The following is a 26,433-nucleotide window of genomic DNA, read 5'->3' as shown; positions in this document are numbered from 1 at the left end:
AATTCCTCAGCTAAAGCGTGAAATCAACGGCAACGATCTGCTCGCTGTTAGGGAATGAGTACTTCTTGAGCGGTTCATGTAGTGGATGGAAGTTGTAGACATCAATGTCTTCCACGGCGTTGAAGTCCGCCACAATCGCATAGTCGAATGACCGGTCCTGGCGCAGAACATCAGGCCCATGGGTGAGGCTCAACAGTCCGGGAATGTTGCCCTCCATCCTGTTCAAGCCCTGGATCCACGCGGCACGGTCCGCCGCGGGAAAGTCCGGCTTGAATTTGAAGAGCACCGTATGGCGGATCATGCCCCGGCTCCCGAAACAGCCGTGGCCCCGGCCCCGGAGAATTCTGCCGGTACGTAGTCCGCTTCCTGGCCGGCAATGGTGCGGCCGGCGAGGTAACCCATGGTCATGATGGGTCCCAGAGTGGCTCCAGCCCCCGGGTAGCCGGCAGCGTAGGCATTCTCCGTGGTGTTTCCGGCGGCGAACAGTCCGGGAATTGCTTCCCCGTCCACGTCAAGGACCCTTGCTGAACCGTCCGTGGCAACTCCCCCGTTGCTGCCGAACGCTCCGTTGACCACTTCCATGGCGTAGAAGGGTCCGGTCTGCAGCGGACCCAGGGACGGGTTGGGCCACGGGCAATCGTCGTCGCCCCAGTATTTGTCGTAGGCACTTTCGCCACGCCCGAAGTCAGGATCCTGTCCCTTAACGGCGAACTCATTGAACCTCGCCACCGTGGCCTGGAGGTTATCCGCGGGGACACCAATTTTTGCAGCCAAAGCGGCCAGGGTGGGAGCTTCCACCAAATAGTCCGGCGTCGGTTGGCCGGCACGGTGGGCAAGAACGCCGTATCGCTCCAGGTAGCTGTGATCGAACACCACATGCGCCGGGGTGTTGAGGGTCTGGTTGTTGGGGGAATCCCATGACTGCAGGCACCGTGCGAGGTCGTTATAGTTCTGGGATTCGTTGGCAAAGCGGCGTCCGTGGCGGTTGACCATGAGCGAACCCGGACCTTGCCGCTCGAAGCGGAGCAGGGTGCCAATGGGCTGGCCGTCGCGGGTGTCGCCGGTGATGGACATCGGGGCCCACCAGGCTTCCCGGGTGCCGCGGGTTTGGGCACCGATCCTTTGGGCCATCTTCAGCCCGTCACCTGTATTCGAAGGTGGTGAGCACATGATGTACAGCCGGGAAGCCAGCAACGAGTCCGCCAAGGACTTGTCCCATTCGAAACCGCCAGTTGCGAGGACCACGCCGTCGTTCGCATGGAAAGTTTCACCCGATTCGAGCTGAACCCCCACCACCCGGCCGCCTTCGCTCAGCAGCCGATGTCCTCTGGCCCCTATCACCAGTGCTGCGTCATCACGGACAAGGCTGGCCAGCAGCATCGATACAAGTGCTTGTCCCTTGGCCACCAGGCCCTGTTCCTGCCGCTGGTTCAGCTCTTTCCAGGGGAACTTGGTGAAGGCACCCCAGTTTTCGTATTCCTGCATGGTGAAGGGTGCCCGCCCGTCCGAGCGCACATGGACTGCAAGCTCGCCGAGTGCTTCGCGGATGTTGAACAGCTCAGGCTCAACCGTCCTGCCGCCTGCCACGGAACCGGGCAGGTCCTGCCGATAATCCGGGAAGTTATCCAGGAAGATGAAACGTACGCCGCATTCGTCTTCGGTGAAGCGGAGCATGGTGTCGCCGTAATTCAGGGCGGCATCCAGCAGCTCTTCACGGCTGCGGCCGCGTGCCACGGCCCTGATGTACCGGGCGGCGGCCTCTTTGGAATCGTTCAGGCCCGCTTCGCGTGCATGGTGGTTGTCCGCCACCCACAGCATGCCGCCGGACACAGCTGACGTGCCGCCGAGCAGCGCGGTCTTTTCAAGCACGACGACGGATTTGCCGGCCCGTGCTGCCGTCGCCGCCGCTGTCAATGCTCCTGCACCTGAACCGACAACCACTACGTCGTAGGTGTCCGCTGGTGTGCCGTTGATGAACTTCATGGTGGTACCTCTCAATTGCTGTGGAGTCATGGGGGTGGTCCGGCTTAGACCGCGGTGTAGCCGCCGTCGATGACAAGCTCTGAACCGGTGGTGAACCTGGATTCATCGGAGGCCAGGTAGAGGACCCCGTAGGCGATCTCGTCAGGTTCGCCCTGCCGGGGAAGCGGGTTTCCACCGACCAGCTGCTTGTAGTAGGCCTCGGCCCCGATGTCCGATTGTTCTGCCGAGCGGCGGCTCATCCGGGTGTTCATTGAGCCGGGGTGTATGGAGTTAACTCTGATCCCGTGGGCGCCGTATGCTGCCGCGTCCGATTTGCTGAGGAGCCGGACAGCGCCCTTGGTGGCGTGGTACAGGGGGACATTCCGTCCACCGGTCAGACCGTGAATAGAGGAAAAGTTGATGATGCTCCCTGACTCCTGGCGAATCATCCCCGGTACTATGTGCTTGGTCATGAGCCAGACGCCCTTGACGTTGACATCGAAGATGACATTGAAATCGTCCACAGTGGCTGTGTGGCTGGCCCCTGCAGGGCCGATGATTCCCGCCGCATTGACCAGGACGTCAGTGCTTCCGTGCTTCGCTTCGAGGGTGCGGATTGTTTCCATCACGCTGGATTCGTCAGTGACATCGACGTCGTACTCAGTGATACGTGGGTGGACGCCCACAGCAGGTGTTCCTGCACGGTCCAGGCTGGCCACTGTTGCGCCGTGGTCGGCGAGCAACCTTGCCGTGGCGCTGCCCAGGTCTCCCCTGCCTCCGGTGACTACGGCAACCTTGCCTGCCATCCGCCCTTCCGGGGACTTTTTTCCTGCCTGCGTTGCTGTTTCCACCACAACTCCTCCTGCCGCGGCTTTGCGGCTGCTGAAACCTCAGTTGGATGCAGGGCAGCACGGAATGGACCCCTGTGGGCCGCTTGGTGTGGTGACCGGGCGAGTTGCCCTGCGTGATTCCACTCTCTCAGCGAGCCTGTGAGTGGAACCACAGCGTTACCGATGAATGGGAATCAGATACTTCCGTTGCTTTGCCGGAGGGCGCCCTTGAGTTCTCCGCGCCACCCCAAGGCGCGGGAGATTCCGCGTGCTGCCGTCATCAGGACAGGCACCCGGGCGGCAGGGTTTTCCTCGTTTCTGGGAACCACCACGCTGAGCGCCGCAACTACCGTGTTTGTCCGGCCGAACACGGGAACAGCGATTCCGCTGGACTCGGGGACGATGATCCCGGGCATGGAGGCGAAGCCGCGTTGGCGGATTCCGGCCAGGTGTCTGCGCAGTTCGGCAGGTTCTGTCAGGGTGGCGTCAGTGAACTTTTCCAAGGTCCGTGACAGAAACAGGTCCTGGTAGGCAGGTGGAGAGTAAGCCATCAGCACCAAGCCAGAGGATGTTGCGTGCACCGGCAGGCGGCCGGCCACCTTGGTGATGTCAACCATGGAGTCGCGGGAGCCGATGCGCTCGATGTAAAGGACTTCATCGGAATCCAGGATCCCCAGTGTGGTGGAATGCTGGACCACCGATTGGACGTCTTCCATAAACGGCAAGGCGGCTTCACGCAGGCCAACCATCCGTGAGCTCCTGGAGACCAGCTCCCAAAGGCGGGTGCCGATCCGCACTTCTGCGTTGGCTTCGCGTTCCAGCAGGCCTTCACCCAGGAGCTCGTCCACCAAGCGGTAGGTGGTTGTCACCGGAAGCCCGGAACGACGCGCCAACGTTGCCACGCTCATGGTGCGGTGGGCGTCGTCGAATGCTCCTACCAGGCGCACCACCCGGCGGATGACGGACTCACCCGAAGAAGAATTGGCCACCTCAGTAACCAGCCTTCATGCTTGAAACGAAACGGAACCTGTCACCGCGGAATGCGCTGCGGGTCCACTCAATCGCAGCGCCGGACGCATCGCGGGCCAGGCGGTGGACCACCAGCAACGGTGCGCCCATTTCGATTCCGAGCAACCTCACGTCTTCAGGGCCGGCCAGCGCGGTTTCCACAGTGTCTTCAACATCGGTAATGCGGATCCCATAAGTGTCAGAGAGCACGGCGTAGAGCGAGCCCGCTGAGGCCAGGCTGGACTGGAACCGGCGCAGCTTGCCCGGAAGCCACGCGATTTCATGCGCCAAGGGCTCACCCTCAATCAGGCGGAGGCGCTCCAGCCGTGTAACGGATCCGCCTTGGTCCAGCTCCAGGTGGGCGGCAACGTCAGCATCTGCAGCCACCACATCGAGGGCAATCAACGTAGAGTCCGCCTTCAGGCCTTGGGCGCGTGCATCATCGGAGAAGGATGTCAGTTGGCGAACGTGGGTCACCTTCGGTGGGGCCACGAATGTACCGTGGCCTTGGATGCGGCCCAGTTTTCCCTCGGCAACCAGTTCGCTGATCGCCTGCCTGACCGTGGTCCGGGAGGTGCCGTATTTTTCCGCCAGCGCACGCTCAGTGGGAATGAGCGTCCCCGGATGGAGACCCGATATGAGCCCAAGTACCTCAGTTTTCAAGAGGTAATACTTGGGGGTTGCCGGGGTGGAATCGCTGGACATATTGGCATCCTACTTATGGACAAGATCATTGGTCTATGCCAATGTTGACCCGGTTGGTCTGCACCAACCGCTTCCGAAGGCCATCACTGGTGCGAACCGGATGTTCCGGGGTCTATGTTGGTCAGAAAGTCCGCACTCGAAACAAAGGACCGTCCGTTGGAGAATATACAGCGAACCAGCAACAAACCGGCGGAATGCCTGTGAGCCCCGCTGTCCTCGGCCTGCATATTGGCGGCTCAAAAACGCACGCCGTGCGCTCCGACGCAGCCCAAGGCGATCCAGCACAAAGCGACACGCGCGCCCCCGGTGGCACCGGCGTCGAAATCACCGAAGCCAGCGCCAACCTCTCCTCGGTGGGACACCAGGGAGCCGACGCCGTACTTCGCCGGATCGCAGCAAGCGTGGGTGGGGGAATCGAGGCCGTATGTGCAGGAGCGGCCGGGGCAGACACACCGGCAAGCCGCGCCGTATTGTCTGCCCTGCTCACGGAGCATTTCCCCGGTGCCAGGATCGAGGTGGTGCATGACACCCGGATTGTGCTGGCTGCAGCCGGGCTGGACGTCGGAGCTGTGGTTGTAGCGGGCACCGGCTCGGTGGCCTGGGGACGGAACCGTGACGGACGCGAGGCCCGCAGCGGAGGATATGGCTACCTGTTGGGTGATGAGGGTGGCGGCTACTCCGTGGTGCGGGACGCCGTCCGCGAGGCCCTGCGCGAATACTACGCCGGACTTGAACCTGGGACCCTGGTCAAGGCCTTGATGTCTGCCACGGCAAACGTGGATGCGTTGCAGCTTATGGACTCCTTCTATGCCAAACCCGAACCCGACCATTGGGCAGGTTTGGCTCCCCTCGTTCTGGATCTGGCAGCGGAGGGTGATCCTGCAGCCCTGCGGATCCAGGCTGAGGCCGCGCATTCACTGGCCACGCTGGCACGGCAGGTCATGGGTGAACTGGGATTGGATCTGCCATTGGTGATGGCCGGGGCCCTGCTGGTGAATCAGAGCCAACTGGCCGGAGCAGTGGCCCGCAAGGTGTCCTTGGAAGATCCTTCCTCCATCCGAATTTTGGCCCAGCCCCCGGTTCATGGTGCGGTGGAATTGGCTCGTCAGCTGATCAGGAATTGAAGCCGCAGCTTCTGGAGCAGCGGACAGGTGATCGCTTCAGCCAACCGGAGTAGTCTGGTCTCATGCCTCTCACGAGCGGTGGTTGGTAACCATGACGCGGGCCAGGCAGCGGTGGGTGCCAGCTCTGTTGATTCCCCTTGCCTTGGCGATTGCGGTGGTGTTCGGCTCAGTCCAAGCCGGCGCCAGTGTTTCCCTGCCGCCCAAGAGCCCTGAAGAAATCCTTGCCATGGTTGCGCGCACCCAGGTGCGGGCGTTATCCGGAACCGTGGAGCAGAATGCCGGGCTGGGACTTCCCGAGCTGCCGGCCTCGAGCCCTGGCACTGGTCCGGATGCTGCTTCTGCACTGGAATTCCTCACCGGTTCCCATACGGCAAGGATCTATGTAGACGGCCCATTGAAGGCGCGGCTGCAGATTTTGGACCGCATGGCCGAACGCGACATCGTCATAAATGGCCAGGACGCATGGTTCTACAACTCAAAAGACAACAGCGCAACACATCTGAGCGTGCCGACGCCGGACTTGCCCATCCCTGACGAACCCACTCCGAAGGCGGATAGCCAGGCCATCCCCACCCCGGAGGCCATGGCCGCCCGCTTCCTCGCGGCCGTTGATGCCACCACGGAGGTCACGGTTGCCGGGACGTCATCGGTAGCGGGCCGGAGCGTCTACTCTCTGGTCCTGAACCCGCGCAGTTCAGTTACCCTGGTGGATTCGGTGAGCATCGACGTCGACTCTGAGACGGGTCTGCCCCTGGCAGTAGAGGTACGGGCCAAAGACCAGGCTGAACCAGCCTATTCACTTGCCTACACCCAGCTGGACCTGACTAGGCCAGACCCCGCATTATTCGATTTCACCCCTCCGCAGGGTGCCACGGTCACTGAGAAAACGGTCACTGAGAAGACGATCACTAAGAAGCCACTGCCTGAAAAGGCGCTGCCGGCGGACCCAGCGGAGGGCCACGGCTCCCCCGGTCAGGTTGCCCGCAACCATGGCGTCACTGTTTCCGGAAAGGGCTGGGATTCGGTGGTCGCCATGCCTGCTGGTTCAGCGCCTACTGAGTTGACGTCCAATCCCCAGCTGTCCCAAGCTCTGCAGCCCGTTAGCGGGGGCCGGGCCTTGACCACCAGCCTGCTGAGCATACTGATTCTCGACGACGGCCGGGTCTATGCCGGCATGGTTCCGTTGGAACGGCTCCAGTCAGCCGCCGCTGCCCAGTGAACGAATCCGGGGCTGCTGCCTCTGTGGGCGGAACGGGACGCGCAACTCTTGGTGACCCAGCAGACCTCGCGATCGAAACTCACCAGTTGGTGAAGCGGTTCGGGCACAGGTCCGCCGTGGACGGCATCAACCTCGCCGTGCCCCGTGGCTCGGTCTTCGGGTTCCTGGGTCCCAACGGATCGGGTAAGACCACCACTATCCGGGTGCTGCTCGGACTGGCATCAGCGAGCAGCGGGAACGTTCGCGTTCTTGGCAGGGATATGCCGCAGGCGTTGGCCTCCGTCCTTCCGGATGTGGGCGCGTTGGTGGAAGGGCCCGGCTTTTACCCGTTCCTGTCCGGCACGGGAAACCTGATGCGCTTGGACGCCGCCGACCCCCACGCTCCCTCATCCACCAGGCGGGTGCGCGTTCAAGATGCCCTTGAGCGGGTTGGCCTCAGCCACGCGGCAGGAAAGAAAGTTCGCGCCTACTCCCTGGGCATGAAGCAGCGCCTCGGCCTGGCCAACGCCATGCTTCGGCCACGAAAACTCCTGGTTCTGGACGAACCAACCAATGGCCTTGATCCGCAGGGTACCCGCGAAGTCCGCACCTTGGTTCGATCCCTTGCAGCAGGGGGAACCACTGTGTTCGTCTCCAGCCACCTGCTTGCCGAGGTGGAGCAGATGTGTTCGCATGTGGGGGTGATGAGCGCCGGACGTTTAGTGGCCCAGGGGCCCCTGGAGGAACTGCGCTCGGCCGGGCAGGCTCACGTTGTGGTGCAAACGCCCGACGTCGACGCAGCGGCGCGCGTCCTGACGCGCCTTGGCCTGGTTCCCGGCGACGCAGCAGGAACAGGCCTTACAGGGGGAAACACGGCAGTAATGGCGACGGGGATCAACGGTCACTTTCCCGAGGCAATAGTGGCTGCTTTGGTAGCTGATGGGGTAGGTATCCGTGGTTTCACCGTCGAGAACGCAAGCCTGGAAGAGCGTTTTGTCTCCCTGACCGGGGAGGGGTTCGACGTTGTCGGCTAATACTGCTGGTCCTTCCCAGGAGAGTTCGGTCCGTACAGGCCCAGGGTGGGCGCTCCTCGGCTCGGAGCTGAAAGTCCTGTTTCGTCGCTTGCGTACCTGGGCCATGCTGATTGCCCTCGCCGCCGTGCCCATACTGATTGCGGTTGCCGTCAAGCTATCTTCCCGTCCCACCGCCCCTGGCCGCGGGCCGCTCTTCCTGGACCGCATCACACAGAACGGCCTCTTTGTTGCAGTTACGGCTTTGGTGGTGTGCGTGCCCCTCTTCCTGCCCCTCACTGTGGGGGTGGTAGCCGGGGACACCATCGCCGGGGAGGCGAACCTGGGGACACTGCGTTACCTTCTTCTGGCTCCCGCAGGACGGATACGGCTGCTGCTGGTGAAATATGCCGGGGCCGTTGCGTTCTGTTGCGCCGCTACCGCCACCGTGGCAGCCTCCGGTGCCCTGGCCGGCGTCGTACTTTTCCCCGTAGGTCCGGTGACATTGTTGTCCGGGGACACCATCAGCGTAGGCGAATCTGCTGTGCGGTCCTTGCTGATCGCCTCCTACATCACCGTTTCCCTGCTGGGCCTCTCAGCAATCGGTCTGCTGATTTCCACCTTCACGGACGTGCCGGTGGGCGCCATGGCCGCAACGATAGTGCTCTCCGTGGTCTCCCAGGTGCTTGACAACCTGCCCCAGCTTGAGTGGCTGCATCCCTGGCTGTTCAGCCACCACTGGCTGGGCTTCGCGGATCTGCTGCGGCAACCCATCTCCTGGACATCGTTCGGCGAGAACGCGCTCCTCCAGGCCGGGTACAGCGCGGTGTGCGGCGCGCTGGCCTATGCAAAATTCTCCAACAAGGACGTCTTGTCCTAGCTTTGTCGTAGGCTCTTCCCATGGCCAGATTCTTTGACGTGCACCCGGAAGATCCCCAACCACGCGCCATCGGCCAAGTGGTGAACATGCTCCAAGGCGGCGGCCTGATCGCCTACCCAACGGACTCCTGCTACGCCCTGGGCGCGCAGATCGGAAACAGGGAGGCCCTGGACCGGATCAGGTCCATCAGGCAACTGGACGACAAACACCACTTCACCCTGGTGTGCAAGGACTTCGCCCAGATGGGGCAGTTCGTCATGGTGGACAATGACATTTTCAGAAGTATCAAGGCTGTCACCCCCGGTAGCTACACGTTCATCCTCCCTGCCACCCGGGAAGTTCCCAAGCGCCTCCTGCATCCCAAGAAAAAGACCGTGGGCGTGCGCATCCCGGACCACCGCGTGGTTCAGGCTCTCCTGGCCGAGCTGGGCGAACCCCTGCTCTCCAGCACCCTCCTGTTGCCCGATGAGGAAGAACCACTCACCCAAGGGTGGGAAATCAAAGAACGCCTGGACAACCAGGTGGACGGGGTCATTGATGCCGGGGACACCGGCTCGGAGCCCACTACCGTGATTGACTTCTCCAGCGGTGTGGCCGAAGTTGTTCGATACGGGACGGGCGATCCTTCGCGCTTCGAATAAGAACCACTCTGCTATCTGGGCCGTTTAGTTTCGTCAGGCCAGTTCAGCGGAACTGGAAGCGGCATCCCGAGTTCAGGGCCACTTGTGCCACTCCGGTCATTTCCAACGCCAGGGCTGAGGGCCGGGAGGTCACCGGTTGGGGCGGGTAGGCCATGAAAATGGACAGTTGGCGGTTCCCGTCTGCGCTGGTGATGGACACACTTCCATAGCCCGGGATGTCCCCGGTGTAGCCGTAGTACAGGCCGTTCGTGCAGCGGTCATCCCAGTGATCCAAGCCAAAACCATCATCAGCGAACACGGTCCCCTTCATGGCGACGAGGCCTGACGGGGAAAGTAGTCGGCCCCTCAGCAGAGCAGCGTGGAACTCCGAGACATCCTTCAGCGTGGACACCAGCCCACCCGAGGAAATTCCGTCCGGGAGTGGGGCGCCGGTGACGTCCACGTTTTGTCCTTCCAGCTGGACATATCCGTGAATGAGAGTTTCCGGAACAGCGGCATTTGCTTCCAGGAGCTGCGTGGACCGGAGATTCAGTGGTGTCAGGACCTCAGTTTGAAGAACCGCTTCCAAGGGCGCACCCCGCAAGCGCTCAACCACTTGGCCGAGCAGGCCCGTGGCATCTGCCCCGGTCAGGGCACCCTCTGACAAGTCCCCGGCGTCCGGTACCTCAATGGCGTCGCCGAGCAGTTCTCTGATGGTCACTGGGCTATCTGCCGCAAGGGATCCGGGAAGGTAGGCGGCAACCCTGTCCGCCAATCCCAACCGCCCCTCGTCCACGAGCTTCATGACGGAAACAGCCAGGAAGGAACGGTACTGCTCACCGACGGGAAAAAGATCACTCGGCTGGACAGGGTCGCCTGTGTCCTGGCTCCGGACCCCTGATGCCAGCTCCCATTCCTGCTGGCCGACCCTTGCCTTGACGAGCACAGCAGATGCCCCTTCTTCCAGCTTTTCCCGCGAGAAGAGCTCAAGGGTGGCGCGGAGCTCCTGAAACGCTGGGCTGAACCCCGCAGTGGCCGTCGGCCCAGGGGCAGCAGTGGTCGCCGGGGCAGCCGTCAGCGTGGGTTCGGCGGGAAGGAAGGTTGGTGAGGGCTCAATGGTTGGCATCGTCCGGGTTGGTGAGGCGGTGGTGGATGGAAGCGGCAAAGGCTCCGGGGTTGGCGTACACCCGCCGAGGAACATCCCGCACGCAAGGAACACCCCGCACGCGGGCGCAGTGGTCAGGCGGCCTGTGGCTGGACGTCGCGGCACTGCCTCTCCCGGTTCCCTTCTTCGGCTTGTTTCTCCGGCCTACTCCTCCGGCTTGCGTGCCCGGCTTGGCTGCACACGCATGGGCTCACCAGGCATCTTGGGGAATTCCGGAGGGAAGGGCATTTCGCCCTGGCCGTTCTTGACGTCCCGATCCCACCACTTCAGCAGGACATCGATGTCACCGGGGTGGTCGTGCATGGAAGCCCAGGGGTCGCCTACCTTGGCCAAGCGGTCCGGAACGGTTTGGATGGTGTATTTCGCGGGATCGGCGTTATCCAGTTCCTCCCACGTCAGGGGGCAGGACACCTGGGCTGTGGGTACGGCGCGGGGACTGTATGCCCCGGCAATGGTCCGGTCCCGGTTGGCTTGGTTGAAGTCCACGAAAATCCTTGTTCCGCGTTCTTCCTTCCACCACGCTGTGGTGACCTTCTCCGGCATGCGCCGCTCCAGTTCCCGCCCCGCGGCGATCACTGCGTGGCGGACGTCCAGGAATTCGTGTTTGGGGTGGATGGGCGCGTAGACGTGAAGCCCACGGTTTCCGGAGGTTTTGATGAACGCCGTGAGGCCGGCTTCTTCGAGCACTGTGCGCAGTTCCAGGGCGGCGGGTTTGGCGTCGTCGAAGTCCGTCCCGGGTTGGGGGTCCAGATCGATCCTGAGCTGATCCGGGTTATCCGGGTCGTTGGCCCGGGAGGCCCAGGGGTGGAAGACGACGGTGTTCATTTGGGCAGCCCACACTGCAGCTGCCGGCTCGTCGATCACCAATTGGGGATGCGAACGCGCGCTGGGGTACGTCACTGGTACTGAACGGACGTACTCCGGGGCGCCCTTGGGCGGATTCTTGGAAAAGAACATTTCGCCTTCAATGTTCCCGGAGTATCGCTGCAGGCTGACGGGACGGTTTCCGTTGGCCGTGACGAAGGCCTCTCCCGCGTCAATGAGGTAGTTGGCAAGGTCCAGTTTTGTCAGTCCCACCTCAGGCCACATCACCCGGCTTGGACTCGAAATCCTTACCTCGCGTGGGCCGTGGGGACCTGGGACAGTAACGGTGGTTGCTTCGCTAGCCATGGCCACAAGCTACCCCGTTAAAGCCCTGCGCGTCAGCACCCGCTACGTTTTGTCCTCCTGGATGGCAGCGAGGGTGGGCTGGTGGGTAATGATGGAGGCATGCCAAACACTGAAACATCCGTGAAAATCGATGTTGGCGAAGTTGAGATCTCCGCCCTCCATATCCGGCCCACGCAGCCCTTGGCAACCCTGGTGGTGGCTCACGGCGCAGGTGCCGGAATGGAACATCCGTTCCTGCAGGGCTTCGCAGAGGCGATGGCCGGGGAAGGTGTGGCAACCTTGCGTTTCAACTTCCCCTACCGGGAGGCTGGCCGGCGTTTTCCGGACCGTCCGCCGTTGGCCATTTCCACCTGGCAGGCAGTGATGGACACAGCAAGCGGACTCAGCGACGGCGAGCCGCTGTGGGCCTCGGGGAAGTCCTTTGGCGGGCGCATGGCTTCCATGGCGGTTGCCGATGGCATGCCCGCACGCGGCCTGGTGTTCCTTGGATATCCGCTCCATGCTCCCGGTAAGCCGGAGAAATTGCGGGATGAGCATCTTTACGGCATCACTGTTCCCATGCTCTTCCTCCAGGGCACCCGCGATACTTTTGCCACTCCGGAACTGCTCGAGGCCGTGGTAGCGAAGATAGGCCCGGCGGCGACTCTTCAATGGGCGGAGGGCGGGGACCATTCGTTTGCAGTCAAAGGTTTAAAGCGCAGCGCTGCCGAGGTAGGGGCATCTCTTGCTCCCGCGGTTGCTGCCTTCATCCGGCAGAATACCTAGGCCTGTTTCGGCAGGGGCTCGTGACGAAGGAAGGACCGGCGAAAACGGCCGGTTCCGGCAGTAAGAGCGCGCAGTTCAATGGCATACCGCAGGAGCTCCTGGTCCGGCACTTCTGCGCTGATCTCTGTTCCCTCGCCGTCAGCGGCGGTGGTACCGGTTACCCGGCCCCGGCGTCCGGACAGATCGCTCATGACGGCGCCGACGTATTCGTCAGGAACGCTGATGACAACCGAAGATACCGGCTCCAACAGTTGAATTTTGGCAGCTGCGGCCGCTTCCCTCAGTGCCAGTGCTCCGGCAGCTTGAAAGGCGGCGTCCGAGGAGTCAACGCTGTGGGTTTTTCCACCTACCAGCGTCACTTTGATATCCACCACCGGGAATCCTGCTGACACGCCCTTGAGCATCTGTGAGCGGACCCCCTTCTCCACAGAGGTGACAAAGGTCCCGGGGATGGCCCCGCCTACAATTTTGTCCGCAAATTCAAAGCCCGCGCCGCGTTCCAGGGGCTCCACTTCAATGTCGCAGATGGCGAACTGCCCATGGCCCCCGGATTGTTTTACGTGCCGGCCATGTCCGCTGGCTTTGCCGGCGAAAGTTTCCCTGAGCGGAGTGATGACGTCCACTGTCTGAAGCTTGACGCCTTGGTTGCGCAGCCTGTCCAGGACCACTTCTGCATGGGCTTCACCCATGCACCACAGGATGAGTTGGTGGGTGTCCTGATTGCGTTCCAAACGAAGAGTGGGGTCAGCAGCGGCCACCTTGCCGATGCTCTTTGCCAGTGCGTCCTCGTCACTGCGCGATGCCCCTTCTATGGCTACAGGCATCAAAGGTTCCGGCATGTTCCACGTCTCGATCAGCAGCGGTGTCTCGCGTGCGGAGACGGTATCTCCGGTCTCGGCGCTGGCCAGTTTGCTGATGGCGCAGATGTCACCGGCAATGCATTGGGGAACTGCTTTGAGGCTCGAACCAACAGGCGAGTAGAGGTGCGTGATGCGTTCATCGGCGTCGTGATCTTCATGCCCCCTGTCAGCCAGGCCCCTGCCGCCAATATGTATAGATGAATCCTCCCGGAGGGTGCCGGAAAAGACCCGGACCAAGCAAACCCGGCCAAGGAAGGGATCTACGGTAGTGCGAACCACCTCAGCGGCCAGATGCCCGGCGGGGTCGCAGGCCACAGGCTTCAATGACGAACCATCGAGTTTCATTACAGCAGGGGCAGTGCGTTCCAGAGGAGACGGGAGAGCATCAATGAGCAACGACATGAGTTCGGGGAGCCCAAGACCCGTTTCGGCCGAGGTGGGCATGACTGGGAAGAAGTTTCCGCGCGCTACTGCCGTCTCAAGATCGGCGATCAGGTCCGCCAGCGGCAGTTCTTCACCTCCCAGGTAGCGGTCCATCAGTGTCTCGTCTTCGCTTTCCGCGATGATCCCTTCGATCAGGGGTCCCCTGGCTGCTTCTGCGTCCGGGATTCTCTCCAGATCCTCATCGTCAAGGGGGTGAAGGACGCCGATGAGTCCGCCGTTGCCTGCAGCCGGGAGGTACAGCGGGAGGACTGATTCACCGAACGCTTCCTGGCAACGCACGACGGCGGCACTGAAGTCAGCGCGCGGATGGTCCAGTTTGGTCACTACCACCGCGCGCGGCATGCGGATCTTCCGGCACTCGCCCCACAATGCCACGGTGGCGCCATCGATGCCATCAGCTGCCGAGACAACAAAAAGGGCCGCATCGGCGGCCCTCAATCCTGCACGCAGTTCGCCGGTGAAGTCGGTGTAGCCGGGGGTATCGATCAGGTTTACCTTGACGTCCCGGATCATGATCGGGGCCACGGACAATGTGACAGAACGTTGTTGGTGGATCGCTGAGGGGTCCGAATCACTGACAGTGGTGCCTTCGCTGATGGAGCCCATTCTGGTGATGGCGCCTGTCGCGGCCAGCAGGGCCTCCACCAAGGTGGTCTTGCCGACCCCCGAGTGCCCCACGAGTGCTACGTTCCGGATTTTTGCCGGATCGCTGGCGGCCAGGACGGCGCTGTTCTCACTTCGTCTGGCATCCGGGGTTCCGGAGCCCTGACCTTTGGCCGTTTCGCGCGTCCCCTTCGTGGACATGGGCACCTCCTGGTGTTGTATCCCGGCACGAAGTCCGAACACTTCCAGTTCGAACGTTAAAGAGGATTGGACACCCTGAGGCGACCACAGGGCAAGGCCCCACAGCAACCAAAACCGGACAAGCTCCCCAGGTACGCAGTCCGGTCAAGCGGCGGGCCTATGCCGAGAGCATCCCCCACAATAACCAGGCCGAAGCGATGGAGCATCCTGTAATCACTACAGTGAATCCTGCCAACCAGACGAACGCAGGGACGCCGGTGGTGCGGCCCAGGATGAAGGCATCCGAGGATGAAAGGCGATTGCGGCGCCTGGTGTGGACGCCCGCCAGTTTGATCAAATCCCGGACTCCCCCCACAGAAAGGGCCACGCCAAGGGCAAGCACTGCATAATTGACGGCTGCCGGGGTGGCGAACAGGATCAGGAGTTGGGCAACCGCAGCACTCAAAACTGCCACAAGAATCCCGGTGAGGTTTCTTAGGAAGATCAGCGAGACGAGAAGAATCAGCGCCCCAACGGACATCGCGGCGCCGGAGCGGCCGGCAGCAAAGGCGGCGATCAAACACAAACCGACCACCGCAGGCGCCGGATATCCCCAGAAACCGGACCATGCTGCCCCGAAGGCGCTCCGGCCACTGCTGACAACACGCCCCGAGTGGTCCAGGCCGATCCGGAGCCCGTGGACGAAACGCCCGGTCATCAGCGCGGCGTAGGCATGTCCGAGTTCGTGAACGAAAGTGACGTACAAGCCGAACCACCGCCAGGTAGCACGCGGGATGCTGAGGACCACCGCGCATGCGAGGATCCCCAGCAGCACCGGCAACGGCACTGCAGTTGTGTGGGTGTCGGTAAAACCTTGGGTCACCGCTTCCCACCACTGTTGTGCCAGGTTCACAGGACGCTTGATTGAAGACGGGAATGCAGCCCGGCAATGAGGATTTCAAGGCCGAACTCAAATGCTGCCTCTCCACGCTCCTGGGCAGGGCCAGCGTGGGCGAGTGCGTCGGTCAGGGCCGGGTAGCCTTGGGCGGGCGGTGCCCAAACGACGTCGGGAGCTGCCAGGTCCAAGGCGAAGCCCAGGGCAAAACTGTCTATGGTGGAGATCGCGGACATTACATCCCGGCCCCGAAACCCTGCAGCTTCCAGGGCCACGGCCAGGTTCTCGTAGAGGGCCATGACCTGATCATCCTGCACGGTTTGCAGCACCAGCAGGGGTGCGAGTTTAGGGTGGCGTGCGAAGGCGTCCCTGTAGCTCCGGACGATGGCCCGAAGGGATGCTTCCCAATCCTTCTCCTCCCCCAGTACATAGGGGCTTTCGGAGATAATCCGGCCTCGCATGAGCTCCAGGATTTCCTCCCGTCCGCTGACATGGTTGTAGATGGAGGACTGACTCACGCCGATTCTCTTGGCAAGTTTGGGCAGACTGAAGTCTCCTGCCTCGTCCACCAGTTCAAGGGCAGCGGTAACGAGGGCATCTATGGATATCAGCGGGACCAGCGGGCGTGCCATACGGTGTCTCCATTCGCGGTTGTTGTTACGACTCTAGCCAGAAGTTTGCTCCGAGGTATTGTGCCGGCGGTCACAAGGGCCTACCATAAACGAAAGCCTTTCGCTTATCGGACGGCTCCCCATATCTCCCCTTCCCAAACCCCCTGAGGATCCCCATGTCTGACCTCGAAACCCGACCCCCGGCAGCAGACGCCGGAAACGGCCTCAAAAGAAATGCCATAGGCACCGGAGGCATCGCCTTCCTGGTGATCTCCGCCGCGGCTCCCCTGACCGTGATGGCCGGCGTTGCACCTGTTGCCATTGGCGTTGGGGGCATAGGCGCCCCCATGGGCTACGTGATCGCCGGGGTGGTACTGCTGATCTTCGCCATCTCCTTCATGGCCATGACCAAACACGTCAAGGCAGCTGGCGGCTTCTACACCTACATCACCTTGGCCATGGGAAAGACCGTTGGATTGGCCTCAGCCATCCTGGCGATCGTGTCTTATAACTGCCTGCAAATCGGCGTTTACGGATTGTTCGCCGTCCAAACCCAGTCCATGCTCCGGGCCCTCTTCGGCTGGGATGTCCCGTGGCCCGTGGTTGCCCTGGTGGCCATCGCAGCCGTCTGGTTCCTCGGCTACCGGGGAATTGACGTCGGCGCGAAGGTCCTTGGAGTCCTGCTCATCGCCGAGACCGCAATCCTGGCCATCATGGGCTTTGGAATCCTCGCCCGCGGCGGTGCCCAAGGAATCAGTTTCGCCTCGTTCTCCCCCGAACATGCTTTCACTCCCGGTGTTCTTGCCATCCTGGCCGTCTGCTTCGCCGCTTTCATGGGTTTCGAGTCCACCGTGCTGTACCGTCGGGAGGCGCGGAATCCGGACACATCAGTCCCCAGGGCCACCTACATTGCGGTGGGATTCATGTCCGTGTTCTACGCCTTCATTGTGTGGACCGTCATTCAGGCTTTCGGCGACGGCAACGTCGTCGCTGCCGCAGGCGAATTGGCCGATGGCATGTTCTTTGCCACCATCAATCATTACGTGGGCCCCTGGGCCGAAGTGGTCATGTACGTGCTGATCGTCACCAGCGTCTATGCCTCGCAGCTGGCCTTCCACAATGCCATCAACCGTTACGTCTACATGCTCGCCAAAGACGGCGTGCTGCCCGCGTTCCTCGGCAGGACCCACCCCAAATACAAGTCCCCGCACCGCGCCGGGCAGATCCAGACCATCCTGGCCGCGATCGTCATCATCATATGCGCCATAGCCGGCGCAGACCCGTACAAGCAGCTCCTGATCTGGGTGAACACGCCGGGCATCTTCGGAATTGTGGCTCTGCAAGGGCTGGTGTCCGTAGCGGCATTCATCTACCTTCGTCGCAATCCGGCCGCGGCTACCAACCGCCTGCTCATTCCTGTAAGCGTGGCCTCGGCCATCCTGCTCTTCGGGGTGGTGGCGTTGATTGCCATCAACATTGAGCTCCTCACCTTTGCCGATGCCCTGACCAACACCATCCTTCTCCTGGTCACGCCCGTTGTCTTTCTTGCAGGCCTGCTGATTGCCCGCAGACTGCGTACCACCCGCCCCGACGTCTTTGCCCGGATTGGAAGTTTCGAAACCCATGACTCCTGACCTCATCATTCTTGCCGACACCATCCACACCATGGACGATCCACCCCTCGCCGGGCCTGAAGACTCTCAACACGTCCAAGCCGTAGCCATCAGCGGCGGAGTGATTGCCGCCGTCGGGACCCGTCAGGATGCCGGGCAATGGCAGGAGGCGGACACTCAGGTGGTGGACCTCGGCAGTGCGACGCTGACCCCAGGACTGGTAGACGGCCATATCCATCCGGTGTTTGGCTTGGACCTGACAATCGGCGCAGACCTCTCAAGCGCTTCGTCGCTGGATGAAGTCCTGGCCCTTCTCCAGGCCGAAGGAAGGCACGACGACGGCTGGTTGCGTGGATGGGGACTGAATCCGAACGCTTTCGGAACAGTGCCGCTGCACCGAAGCGTCCTGGACCGGGTCACCGGCGATCAGCCCGCCTTCATCCGCCTCTTCGACGGCCATTCGGCACTCGCCAACAGCCGGGCCTTGGAACTTGCCGGAATCCACGGAAGGCTCGAATTCGATCAAGCCTCCGAGGTGGTCTGCGACGCAGACGGTGTTCCCACCGGGCTCCTGCTCGAAGCCGCAGCCATGGAGTTGGTCCAGCGCCACATCCCGCAGGAGTCGTTTGCCCAGCGCAAAGCCCGCCTCGGTGAGCTCTTGAGAGACTTTGCCCGATCGGGACTGACCGGCGGTCACATCATGGACCACAGCGAGGAATCCGCCGATCTCTTCCACGCGTTGGAGGCTGAAGGTGAACTCCCCCTGCGGCTCCGGGCCGCACCGTGGTGCATGCCGGGCAGTGACGAAGAGAGCTGGAAGGAACTGGCCCGCAGCATCGGTACAGGCGGGCGGCGATGGTCCATTGAAGCGATCAAACTCTTCGTCGATGGCACGGTAGACAACGGAACGGCCTGGCTCTACGAACCGGATGTGCGGGGCGAATCCACTGCACCGTTCTGGCCACGGCCGGAAGAATACTCCGCTGCCGTCCGCTACTTTGCCTCCCGGGGCATCCCCACGGCCACGCACGCAATCGGCGATGCCGGAGTTGACCACGTGCTGACGGCCTTGGAGTCCCTGCGTCACGAGGTTCCCGCTGACGTTCTCCGTCGCACGGTCCACAGGATTGAGCACATAGAAACCGTTCCCGATGACCTGGTGGCACGATTCCAGGGATCTGGAGTGGTGGCAAGTATGCAGCCCACCCACTGCACCCACTATTCGTTGGCCGATCACACGGATAATTGGTCCACCCGGCTTGGCCCGGAGCGGGCGGACAGGGCTTGGCGCTGCAGGGATCTTCGAGACGCCGGAGTGACGTTGGCTATCGGCTCGGACTGGCCGATTGCACCCTTCGAGCCGCTCCCCATCATGGCCGATGCCCGGTTGCGCCGGCGATCGGGAAAACCCGATCAGCATCCGATCGCCCCGTCCCAGGCCCTCACCGCGCGTCAAGCCTTGGAAGGGTACACCTCACACGCGGCCAAAGCTGCCGGGCTGTGGGACATATCCGGATCCATCACGGTGGGTAAACGGGCAGACTTCACTGCCTTTGAGCTCGATCCCCTCACAACGTCCCCGGACGAGTTCGCCGCGAGCAGCGTCCTGGGAACGTTCGTGGATGGTCAGATCCAGTTCATGCTGGAGCGGCACGCATAAACGTTTTCCGGATCAGGCGTGGGCTACATCCGGTTTTTCGTCCTGGCTGTAGCCGGTGCGGTCCACGGGTCTTCGGGCCAGGGATGCCGGGGGTAACGCCCCCGCATCTCGGCCCGGACCTGGGCGTACGGGCCGGACCAGAAGGATCTCAGATCGTCCGTGACGGCCAAGGGCCTTCCCGCCGGGGACAGTAAATGAAACAACACCGGGACCCTGCCGTCCACAAGGTGAGGTGTGCGGTCCCAGCCGAAGCATTCCTGAAGCTTGACCGCCACCACCGGGCGGCCGCCGTCGTGATTCTTTGCTTCCTGACCGGGAGCGCCGTGACCGGGATTGTCCTCCTGGACCTCGGGGTACTCGATCCGGATGCGCGAGCCGCTGGGCACCATCAGGCGCTCAGGTACCAGCTCTTCAAACCGTGCCGCCTCCGGCCACGGGAGCAGGCGCCTCAACGGGTCTACGAGGTTGATGGAACTCACGGCGGCCCCTGCCGCCAAGGCCTCCAGCTCCGGGCCCAGCCATTCCTCCAGTCTGGACAGCAGCGCGGCCTCGCGGACGTCGGGCCAGGGACTCCCCAGTTCGCGGTGCACCATTGCCAGGCGCCTGCGCAGGGCAACAGCCGGCACTGACCAGTCCAGCATTTCCAATCCCGATTTCTCCAACATCCTGGACACAGCCTTTCGTCCGGCCTCCGGGGAAGGGCGGACAGGAGTGGAGGAGAGCACAATGGCACCCAGGCTTCGCTCCAGCCTGGCCATCACCTTGCCCTGATGGAATCTGGCGCGCACCTCTTCTGCAAGAAGGCCCGGGGCCGCGATCGCCGCAAGTTCGGCCGTCACCGGCGCCGCAGAACGGATCACAGCGCCCGTCCCCGCAGCATCGCGGCCTTGCGCACGGGACACCTCAGCCACGGCAAGCCAGTCATACCCGGACAACGAACTCCCGGCAGGAAGCCCGGCCCGCGTCCCGGAGGCGAGCAAGTACGTGGTGGAACCATCACCGGGCACGCGCCTGGCAATACGGTCCGGAAAGGCCAACGCCACCACAAATCCGGGCACTTCCCTCGCGGTGACATCTGCCGCCCTGCCGGGCTTCGCCACGGTGGCTGCCTCACCGCGCGTTTCCTTCTCTACCAGCCTCTCCATCCGGGTGACGTCTTCGGCAAAGCGACCAGCAGCGGGACCCGTGCGCAACATGGGCAGCAGCTTTGTCAGGTCGGCACCAGGCGCTCTCTGGTCGCTCGCCACCAGCGCCACTGTTTCAGCGGTTGCACGCCGCCCCACCACCGCAGATCCGTCCAGCAAAGCGCGGGCAAGCCGGGGATCGGCGGGAATCCGGGCCAACGTCTTGCCCATAGGGGTAACCGTTCCATCCGGGTTCAGGGCCCCCAGTTCACGGAGGACCTCAACGGCGTCAACCATGGCAGCAGCGGGCGGTGCGTCCGGAAGCCTCAGGCCGGAACCGCCCGGCGCGCCCCAACAGGCAAGAACCAAGGCAGCACTGGTGAGGTCAGCAACAGCAATTTTCGGGGTCTGGTGTGCGGCCGCGGCGGCAAAGGCCTGTTGGTCATAGCAACGCACAACAATGCCCGGACCCTGCCGCGCCGCGCGGCCGGCACGCTGATCGGCCGACGCCCGGGAACAGGAAACGGTTACCAAACCTGACATGCCACGGCCTGCGTCCCGCCGCGGTTCCCTCGAAAGTCCTGAGTCAATGACCAAACGCACGCCAGGAACTGTCAGGGAGGATTCCGCCAAAGAAGTGGAAACGATAATCCGGGGCGGTCCGCCAGGTTCGCGGCCCGATACCGCGCGGTCCTGGGCCTCCGGGCCTATCTGGCCATGCAGCTCAAGAACCTCAACACTATCCGGCAGTTGCCTGCGAAGGCGGGTGGCGACGTCGGAAACTTCCCGTGCTCCCGGGAGGAAAACCAGCGCATCCACCTCGGGGTTTTGATTCAGGGCTTTCGAGTGGGCGGCCGCTGCTGTACCAGCAACGTGGTCAAGGAACAGCCTTGAGACTCCCCGGACATCCAGCCGTGGCTGACGTGAAGGAGCCCACTGGACCTCCAGCGGGTACAGCGCCGAAGGGCAGTCAACCACCGGCGCCGGCCCGCCGTCGTCGAGCCCGTCCCCGCCTGCGCCAAGAAGTGCCGCAAAGCGGGGGGCATCGAGAGTGGCGGACATCGCCACCAGCGTCAGGTCACCTCGCAACTGGTGGACTTCAGCGAGCATACCCACCAGGAGATCTGTTTCCAGCCCCCGCTCGTGAACCTCATCCAGGACTACGGCATGGACGTCTTCAAGTCCCGGGTCAGCCAGAAGACGCCGCAAGAGAATGCCTGGCGTGACGAACTCCACCACCATGTCCTTGCCGACCTTGCTTTCACCCCGGACGGTGTAGCCCACCCGGTCCCCCAACCGGCTACCGTCCAGGGAAGCAAGCCGCCTGGCCGCTGAACGGGCTGCCACACGGCGCGGTTGGGTGACGACGACGCGCGGCTGGCGGGTGTTCCGGGACACAAGGTTGGCCAGCAGCGGCGGAACCAGCGTGGTCTTTCCAGTGCCGGGAGGCGCCTGAACAACTGCCGTTCCCCCAAGCGCCGTTCGCGCACCAGCAGTGTCACCTTGCTTCGTCAGGGCGGCAACAAGGTTTGCGAGGGAATCAGCAAAGACCAGTCCCTTGCCGATGGTGTCCAGTCTGAAAGTCACCAGACCATTGTCCCTGCCCGGTGACCGTCCCTGCCCGCTGACACTGGAAAGGCCACACCCGGTGACGGGTGTGGCCTTTCCTGCGGTGCCGCCTTCAAGGCGTTGAGTCCCTAGCCGATGGTGGAGACGTCAATGACGAAGCGGTAGCGGACATCGGAGGCAAGAACGCGTTCATAGGCCTCATTGATCTTGCTGGCCGGGATGACCTCAATCTCGGCGCCGAGTCCGTGCTCCGCGCAGAAATTCAGCATTTCCTGGGTCTCGCGGATGCCGCCGATCGCGGAACCGGCAAAACTCCGGCGTGCACCGATGAGTGCGAAGGCATTCACGGGCAGTGGCTCCGGCGGCGCGCCGACGTTCACCAGCGTGCCATCCAACGAGAGCAGCTGCAGGTAAGCGCTGATATCAAGTGAAGCGCTGACGGTGTTGATGATGAGGTCAAAGGTGCCCCCCAGTTCCTCAAAGGTGGAGGGGTCGCTGGTGGCGTAGTAGTGGTCGGCCCCCAGTGCGAGCCCGTCCTCCATCTTCTTCAGCGACTGGGAAAGCACCGTGACCTCAGCACCCATGGCATGGGCAATCTTTACTGCCATGTGACCAAGCCCGCCAAGGCCAACCACAGCAACCTTCTTGCCGGGGCCTGCTCCCCAGTGGTGCAGGGGCGAGTAGGTGGTAATGCCTGCGCACAGAAGCGGCGCAGCCACATCCAGGTCCAAACCTTCGGGAATGTTCACTACGAAATCTTCATTCACCACGACGTTGCTGGAATATCCGCCCTGGGTGATGGTGCCGTCGCGGTCAACGGAGCCGTAGGTGCCCACGTTTCCCTTGAGGCAGTACTGTTCCTCACCTGCCAGGCAGTTCTTGCACTCCTTGCAGGAGTTCACCATGCAGCCGACGCCAACGCGGTCGCCCACCTTGTGCTTGGTGACGTCCGAGCCGACCTCGGTGACGATGCCTGCGATTTCGTGGCCCGGGGCCAATGGATACTGCTGCGGGCCCCAATCACCCCGGACTGTGTGGATGTCGGAGTGGCAAATTCCGGCGAACTTGATGTCGATGTGGACATCGTGGGGGCCCACCTCGCGGCGTTCAATAGTGGTCAGGGTCAAATCGCCTGTGGCCGAGGGGGCAGCGTAAGCGTTAGCGGTAGGCATGTTTCTCCTGCGTAGTTCACTTTGTTGGATGACTCCATCTAACCCTGATTTCCTGGGAGGAAGGAGTTACTGCTGTTAGGGGTACTGGCAGGGACTCCCTTAGCTGGCCAAACGTCTTACCGTTGAAGCATGGACAACCGGACCGAGACACGCGACTTCCTCTCCACACGCCGGGCGAAGATCACACCCGAACAGGCAGGATTGTCAGCCTATGGTGGCAACCGCCGCGTGCCGGGCCTTCGCCGTGGTGAAGTTGCGATGCTGGCGGGCGTAAGCGTGGAGTACTACACCCGACTGGAGCGGGGAAACCTCGCAGGCGTGTCCGAAAGCGTGTTGGAGTCCCTGGCGCACGCCCTGCAACTCGATGATGCTGAGCGCGCCCACCTGTATGACCTCGCACGAGCGGCGAGCGAAGGCGGCAGGCCACGACGCCGCCCGGTTCGGAAGCAAGCCATACGCCTTGGCGTTCAGCTCACCTTGGATGCGATCACAGGGTCGCCGGCCTTTATCCGCAACAGCCGCTTGGACCTCCTGGCCACCAATGCCATAGGCCGGGCTTTGTGCGCGGATATGTATGAAAGTCCCGCGGGACCGCCCAACCACGCCAGGTTCCTTTTCCTCGATCCCCGCAGCCACGATTTCTACGCCGACTGGGAACGGGCCGCCAACGACACCGTGGCCATCCTGCGTACCGAGGCGGGGCGCGATCCCTATGACCGCGGACTCAGCGACCTCGTGGGTGAACTTTCTACCAGAAGCGAGGAATTCAGGGTCAGGTGGGCTTCTCATAACGTCCGGCAGCACTACACCGGCAAGAAGCACTTCCGGCACCGGATAGTGGGTGACTTGCATTTGTTGTACGAGGCCCTGGAACTGTCCGCCGATGCCGGCATGACGTTGACCGTGTACAACGCCGAGCCGGGCACTGGCACGGACGATGCTTTGACGTTGCTGGCGAGCTGGGCGGCAACCAGCCTCACAGACTCTGAGGATTCGGGGCTTCTCCGGGACACCCACAGCAAGTGATTCATCCGGGGTGATTGAGGGTGGTCACTTCGAGGGTCTTTGGGTCATGACACATCTCGCCAGGCCCGTTTGGCCGTGGCTGCGGTGCAGGAGCCAATAATGTCAGAGCCCCATGTCAGGGTTGATGCATGAGAGTTATCGGGCAGATCGTAGCAAGGCGGGCGGGTTCGCAGTACGCCTACGCATTGCTGCGTCAACGGTCCCTGACGTCTTCCAACGGGACTGCTCCACTGCCGGATATCGAGCTTACGACGGCGGCCGAGCCTTTGGCGGGTACCCTTGCGGATGCTGGAGTGCTGTCGGGGTCCGAAACCGGGCGTGCTGTTCCAGGGCTTCGGGATGCGGCGCTTCTGGACGGTGCGCTTCTGGACCGTGCGCTTCTGGCCGGTATTGCGGCCGTTGATGCGTTGCGGTCGATGGCCTTTGATGAGGTGCGGTTGTTGGGGTTTGTTGAGGCTGCTGATTTCGCGGGCAGGGTCGAGGAGATGTCCCGGTCGGTGGAGTATTTGCAGGTGGTCGCGGCCCAGGCTGTGGAACGGACCCGTAGAGAGGCACAGCAAGCCGGTCCGGGGTCCTCGTCAGCAGCACCGGAATGGCGGACGGGCTGGACCGAACCAGCCACGGACCCGAAGATCCCCGCCCCTGCTGCCGGTTTGCCGAATCAGCCGGGTGTTCTCGATGACGGGTACCGGAGTGCTGCGGAGTTCCTTCGGGCACGGTTGCGGATCAGCATCGGTGAAGCCCGGCGCCGGCTCTCCCTCGCCCCCGACGTCCTCCCCCAAACCGGAATGACCGGCCAACAGATCCCGGCCCGCCGCGAAATCCTCGCCGACGCTGTCGGGGCCGCGTTGCTGCCTTCCCGCTCCGCGACGATCATCAGCACCGCCCTGGACAAAGTCCGGCACCTCACCGACGAGCAAACCATCACCCGGATGGAACACGCCCTCACCACCACCGCCATTGAGACCGACCCCGACTTCCTCACCAAAATGACCAAACGCTGGATCGACCACATCGACCACGACGGACCCGAACCCTCCGAAGAAATCCTCCGACAACACCAAGGAGCATTCCTGCGCCGCCGACGCCGCTACGGACTCCACCACATCGAAATCTTCGCCACCGACGAACAATACGAAACCCTCACCACCGCCATGAACGCCGCCACCAACCCCAGACTCACCACCAACACCGACACCGAGTCCGACGCCGGATCTGAGTCCCAATCTGACACCCGAGCCGGAGACGGGGCAGGGCCCGTCTTGGACCTGCGCACCCGGGCCCAGAAACACCTCAACGGCCTCGTCGGGGCCTGCAGTGTCGCGATGACCACCGGGAAACTCCCCGCCAACGGCGGACTCCGACCCCAACTCACGGTCACCATCGGCTACCAAGAACTCCTCAACCAACTCAACGACAACACCCGGCACAACCAACACAGTCGCACCGGAACAAGCCCGAACCACGGCAGCGGCAGTGGCGGCGTTCCCGGCACCGGCGCCGGTACCGGGACAGGAACAGTGACCCGGACTCGGATAGGGGCGGGCACAGGGACAAAGTCTGGGTCTGGGACGGCGACTTTTCTGGGCCGATCCACCCGGCCATCATCCGGAAAATCGCCTGCGACGCCGACATCATCCCCGTCCTGCTCGGCAGCGACTCCCGAGTCCTGGACATCGGCCGCACCACCCGGATCTTCCCACCCCACATCCGCAAAGCCATCACCGCCCGCGACGGTGGCTGCGCCTTCCCCGACTGCACCATGCCCGCACCCTGGTGCGAAGCCCACCACACCACCTACTGGTCACACGGCGGCACCACCGGCACCGACAACGGCACACTCCTCTGCAGCCACCACCACCACCTCATCCACAAAGAACAGTGGCGCATCGACATGAAAACCGGCGTCCCCTGGTTCATCCCCCCACCCCACATCGACCCAAACCAAAAACCCCGACGCAACCACCACCACACACCCCAAAGAACATAAACACACCCCCCAAACCGGCCACACCCAACACAGGTGTGAGCAGGCACCGGCCTGTCCTTCGGAAAGATGGGGCCGGGTGCTGCCCGCAGGGGTTCTGGACATGATCGCTTAGCGCCATTCGTCCGGCCGCTTTGGGCCAACGGGCAGGGTCGCTTCCGGGCAGCGTCATGTTCATCAGCAACGGCCAAGAAACACAGGAGCCCTCGGACGTGTCCGAGGGATCCTGTTGCTGCTGGTGCTGTTCGGTGA

At 62.8% G+C, this 26,433-nt stretch carries 21 protein-coding genes and 1 pseudogene; 10 read left to right on the top strand and 12 right to left on the bottom strand.

The genetic code is table 11. The annotated features are described in order from the left end of the window. Positions 1 to 10 precede the first annotated feature (10 nt). From ABI796_RS09510 to ABI796_RS09490, 5 genes are all read right to left on the bottom strand, one after another. Positions 11 to 301, bottom strand: a complete 291-nt coding sequence (locus tag ABI796_RS09510; RefSeq protein WP_141284186.1) for a Dabb family protein — start codon at positions 299 to 301, stop codon at positions 11 to 13. Further along, complete coding sequence (locus tag ABI796_RS09505; protein ID WP_141284188.1) at positions 298 to 1,983, bottom strand: FAD-dependent oxidoreductase; 1,686 nt, start codon at positions 1,981 to 1,983, stop codon at positions 298 to 300. Before ABI796_RS09505 ends, ABI796_RS09510 begins: the two co-directional genes overlap by 4 nt. Positions 1,984 to 2,027: 44 nt before the next feature. After that, positions 2,028 to 2,813, bottom strand: coding sequence for an SDR family NAD(P)-dependent oxidoreductase (locus ABI796_RS09500; protein WP_246095824.1), 786 nt, complete (start codon positions 2,811 to 2,813; stop codon positions 2,028 to 2,030). Between the two features lie 173 nt (positions 2,814 to 2,986). After that, positions 2,987 to 3,781 carry an IclR family transcriptional regulator gene (locus ABI796_RS09495; RefSeq protein WP_141284190.1) on the bottom strand — a complete coding sequence of 265 codons (795 nt, stop codon included), beginning with the start codon at positions 3,779 to 3,781 and terminating at the stop codon, positions 2,987 to 2,989. A gap of 1 nt (position 3,782) precedes the next feature. Further along, positions 3,783 to 4,505 carry a GntR family transcriptional regulator gene (locus ABI796_RS09490; protein ID WP_141284192.1) on the bottom strand — a complete coding sequence of 241 codons (723 nt, stop codon included), beginning with the start codon at positions 4,503 to 4,505 and terminating at the stop codon, positions 3,783 to 3,785. Positions 4,506 to 4,699: 194 nt separating this feature from the next. Between ABI796_RS09490 and ABI796_RS09485 the strand changes: the two genes are divergently transcribed. From ABI796_RS09485 to ABI796_RS09465, 5 genes are all read left to right on the top strand, one after another. Next, positions 4,700 to 5,629, top strand: a complete 930-nt coding sequence (locus tag ABI796_RS09485) for an N-acetylglucosamine kinase (RefSeq protein WP_246095825.1) — start codon at positions 4,700 to 4,702, stop codon at positions 5,627 to 5,629. A gap of 91 nt (positions 5,630 to 5,720) precedes the next feature. Next, entirely contained in the window at positions 5,721 to 6,848 is a 1,128-nt protein-coding gene (locus ABI796_RS09480; RefSeq protein ID WP_141284194.1) for a LolA family protein, read from the top strand. A 23-nt stretch (positions 6,849 to 6,871) separates the two neighbouring features. Beyond that, complete coding sequence (locus ABI796_RS09475; RefSeq protein WP_141284243.1) at positions 6,872 to 7,861, top strand: ABC transporter ATP-binding protein; 990 nt, start codon at positions 6,872 to 6,874, stop codon at positions 7,859 to 7,861. Then, positions 7,851 to 8,717: an ABC transporter permease gene (locus tag ABI796_RS09470; protein ID WP_141284196.1), complete on the top strand. Its 867-nt coding sequence runs from the start codon at positions 7,851 to 7,853 to the stop codon at positions 8,715 to 8,717. Before ABI796_RS09475 ends, ABI796_RS09470 begins: the two co-directional genes overlap by 11 nt. A 20-nt stretch (positions 8,718 to 8,737) precedes the next feature. Next, entirely contained in the window at positions 8,738 to 9,358 is a 621-nt protein-coding gene (locus ABI796_RS09465; RefSeq protein ID WP_141284198.1) for an L-threonylcarbamoyladenylate synthase, read from the top strand. 43 nt (positions 9,359 to 9,401) lie between these two features. Here the strand turns inward: ABI796_RS09465 and ABI796_RS09460 are convergent, their stop codons facing one another. Both ABI796_RS09460 and ligD read right to left on the bottom strand, forming a co-directional pair. After that, positions 9,402 to 10,463, bottom strand: a complete 1,062-nt coding sequence (locus tag ABI796_RS09460; RefSeq protein WP_246095827.1) for a serine hydrolase domain-containing protein — start codon at positions 10,461 to 10,463, stop codon at positions 9,402 to 9,404. A gap of 183 nt (positions 10,464 to 10,646) precedes the next feature. Next, positions 10,647 to 11,672 (bottom strand): non-homologous end-joining DNA ligase, encoded by a 1,026-nt coding sequence (gene ligD / locus ABI796_RS09455; protein WP_141284200.1) that lies wholly within the window; start codon positions 11,670 to 11,672, stop codon positions 10,647 to 10,649. Positions 11,673 to 11,771: 99 nt separating this feature from the next. Between ligD and ABI796_RS09450 the strand changes: the two genes are divergently transcribed. Beyond that, positions 11,772 to 12,437, top strand: coding sequence for an alpha/beta family hydrolase (locus tag ABI796_RS09450; RefSeq protein WP_141284202.1), 666 nt, complete (start codon positions 11,772 to 11,774; stop codon positions 12,435 to 12,437). Here the strand turns inward: ABI796_RS09450 and ABI796_RS09445 are convergent. The 3 genes from ABI796_RS09445 to ABI796_RS09435 all read right to left on the bottom strand — a co-directional run bounded on the left by ABI796_RS09445 (position 12,434) and on the right by ABI796_RS09435 (position 16,051). Further along, positions 12,434 to 14,545 carry an elongation factor G-like protein EF-G2 gene (locus ABI796_RS09445; RefSeq protein WP_141284204.1) on the bottom strand — a complete coding sequence of 704 codons (2,112 nt, stop codon included), beginning with the start codon at positions 14,543 to 14,545 and terminating at the stop codon, positions 12,434 to 12,436. The genes ABI796_RS09450 and ABI796_RS09445 overlap by 4 nt on opposite strands. A gap of 157 nt (positions 14,546 to 14,702) precedes the next feature. Next, the gene (locus ABI796_RS09440) at positions 14,703 to 15,437 is read right to left on the bottom strand and encodes a M50 family metallopeptidase (protein WP_246095828.1); all 735 of its coding nucleotides are present in this window, start codon (positions 15,435 to 15,437) and stop codon (positions 14,703 to 14,705) included. Continuing rightward, positions 15,434 to 16,051, bottom strand: a complete 618-nt coding sequence (locus ABI796_RS09435) for a TetR/AcrR family transcriptional regulator C-terminal domain-containing protein (RefSeq protein ID WP_141284208.1) — start codon at positions 16,049 to 16,051, stop codon at positions 15,434 to 15,436. The genes ABI796_RS09440 and ABI796_RS09435 overlap by 4 nt, the downstream gene beginning before the upstream one ends. Before the next feature lie 155 nt (positions 16,052 to 16,206). Between ABI796_RS09435 and ABI796_RS09430 the strand changes: the two genes are divergently transcribed. Both ABI796_RS09430 and ABI796_RS09425 read left to right on the top strand, forming a co-directional pair. Next, positions 16,207 to 17,664, top strand: a complete 1,458-nt coding sequence (locus ABI796_RS09430; protein ID WP_141284210.1) for an APC family permease — start codon at positions 16,207 to 16,209, stop codon at positions 17,662 to 17,664. Continuing rightward, on the top strand, positions 17,654 to 19,303 hold the full coding sequence (locus tag ABI796_RS09425; protein ID WP_141284212.1) for an amidohydrolase: 1,650 nt from the start codon (positions 17,654 to 17,656) through the stop codon (positions 19,301 to 19,303). The genes ABI796_RS09430 and ABI796_RS09425 overlap by 11 nt, the downstream gene beginning before the upstream one ends. A gap of 23 nt (positions 19,304 to 19,326) precedes the next feature. Here the strand turns inward: ABI796_RS09425 and hrpB are convergent, their stop codons facing one another. Both hrpB and ABI796_RS09415 read right to left on the bottom strand, forming a co-directional pair. Further along, positions 19,327 to 22,014 carry an ATP-dependent helicase HrpB gene (hrpB, locus tag ABI796_RS09420; protein WP_141284223.1) on the bottom strand — a complete coding sequence of 896 codons (2,688 nt, stop codon included), beginning with the start codon at positions 22,012 to 22,014 and terminating at the stop codon, positions 19,327 to 19,329. 110 nt (positions 22,015 to 22,124) lie between these two features. Beyond that, entirely contained in the window at positions 22,125 to 23,168 is a 1,044-nt protein-coding gene (locus tag ABI796_RS09415) for an NAD(P)-dependent alcohol dehydrogenase (protein WP_141284225.1), read from the bottom strand. A 129-nt stretch (positions 23,169 to 23,297) separates the two neighbouring features. On the opposite strand from ABI796_RS09415, the gene ABI796_RS09410 reads away from it, so the two are divergent. Further along, on the top strand, positions 23,298 to 24,194 hold the full coding sequence (locus tag ABI796_RS09410; RefSeq protein ID WP_141284227.1) for a helix-turn-helix transcriptional regulator: 897 nt from the start codon (positions 23,298 to 23,300) through the stop codon (positions 24,192 to 24,194). 128 nt (positions 24,195 to 24,322) lie between these two features. Beyond that, a pseudogene (locus ABI796_RS09405) lies at positions 24,323 to 26,184 on the top strand (DUF222 domain-containing protein). Positions 26,185 to 26,433 lie beyond the last annotated feature (249 nt).

The sequence above is a fragment of the Paenarthrobacter aurescens genome (assembly GCF_041549525.1).
Taxonomy (GTDB): domain Bacteria; phylum Actinomycetota; class Actinomycetes; order Actinomycetales; family Micrococcaceae; genus Arthrobacter; species Arthrobacter aurescens.
The sequence above is the reverse complement of the archived record's forward strand: the minus strand, read 5'-3'. Positions and strand labels throughout refer to the sequence as shown.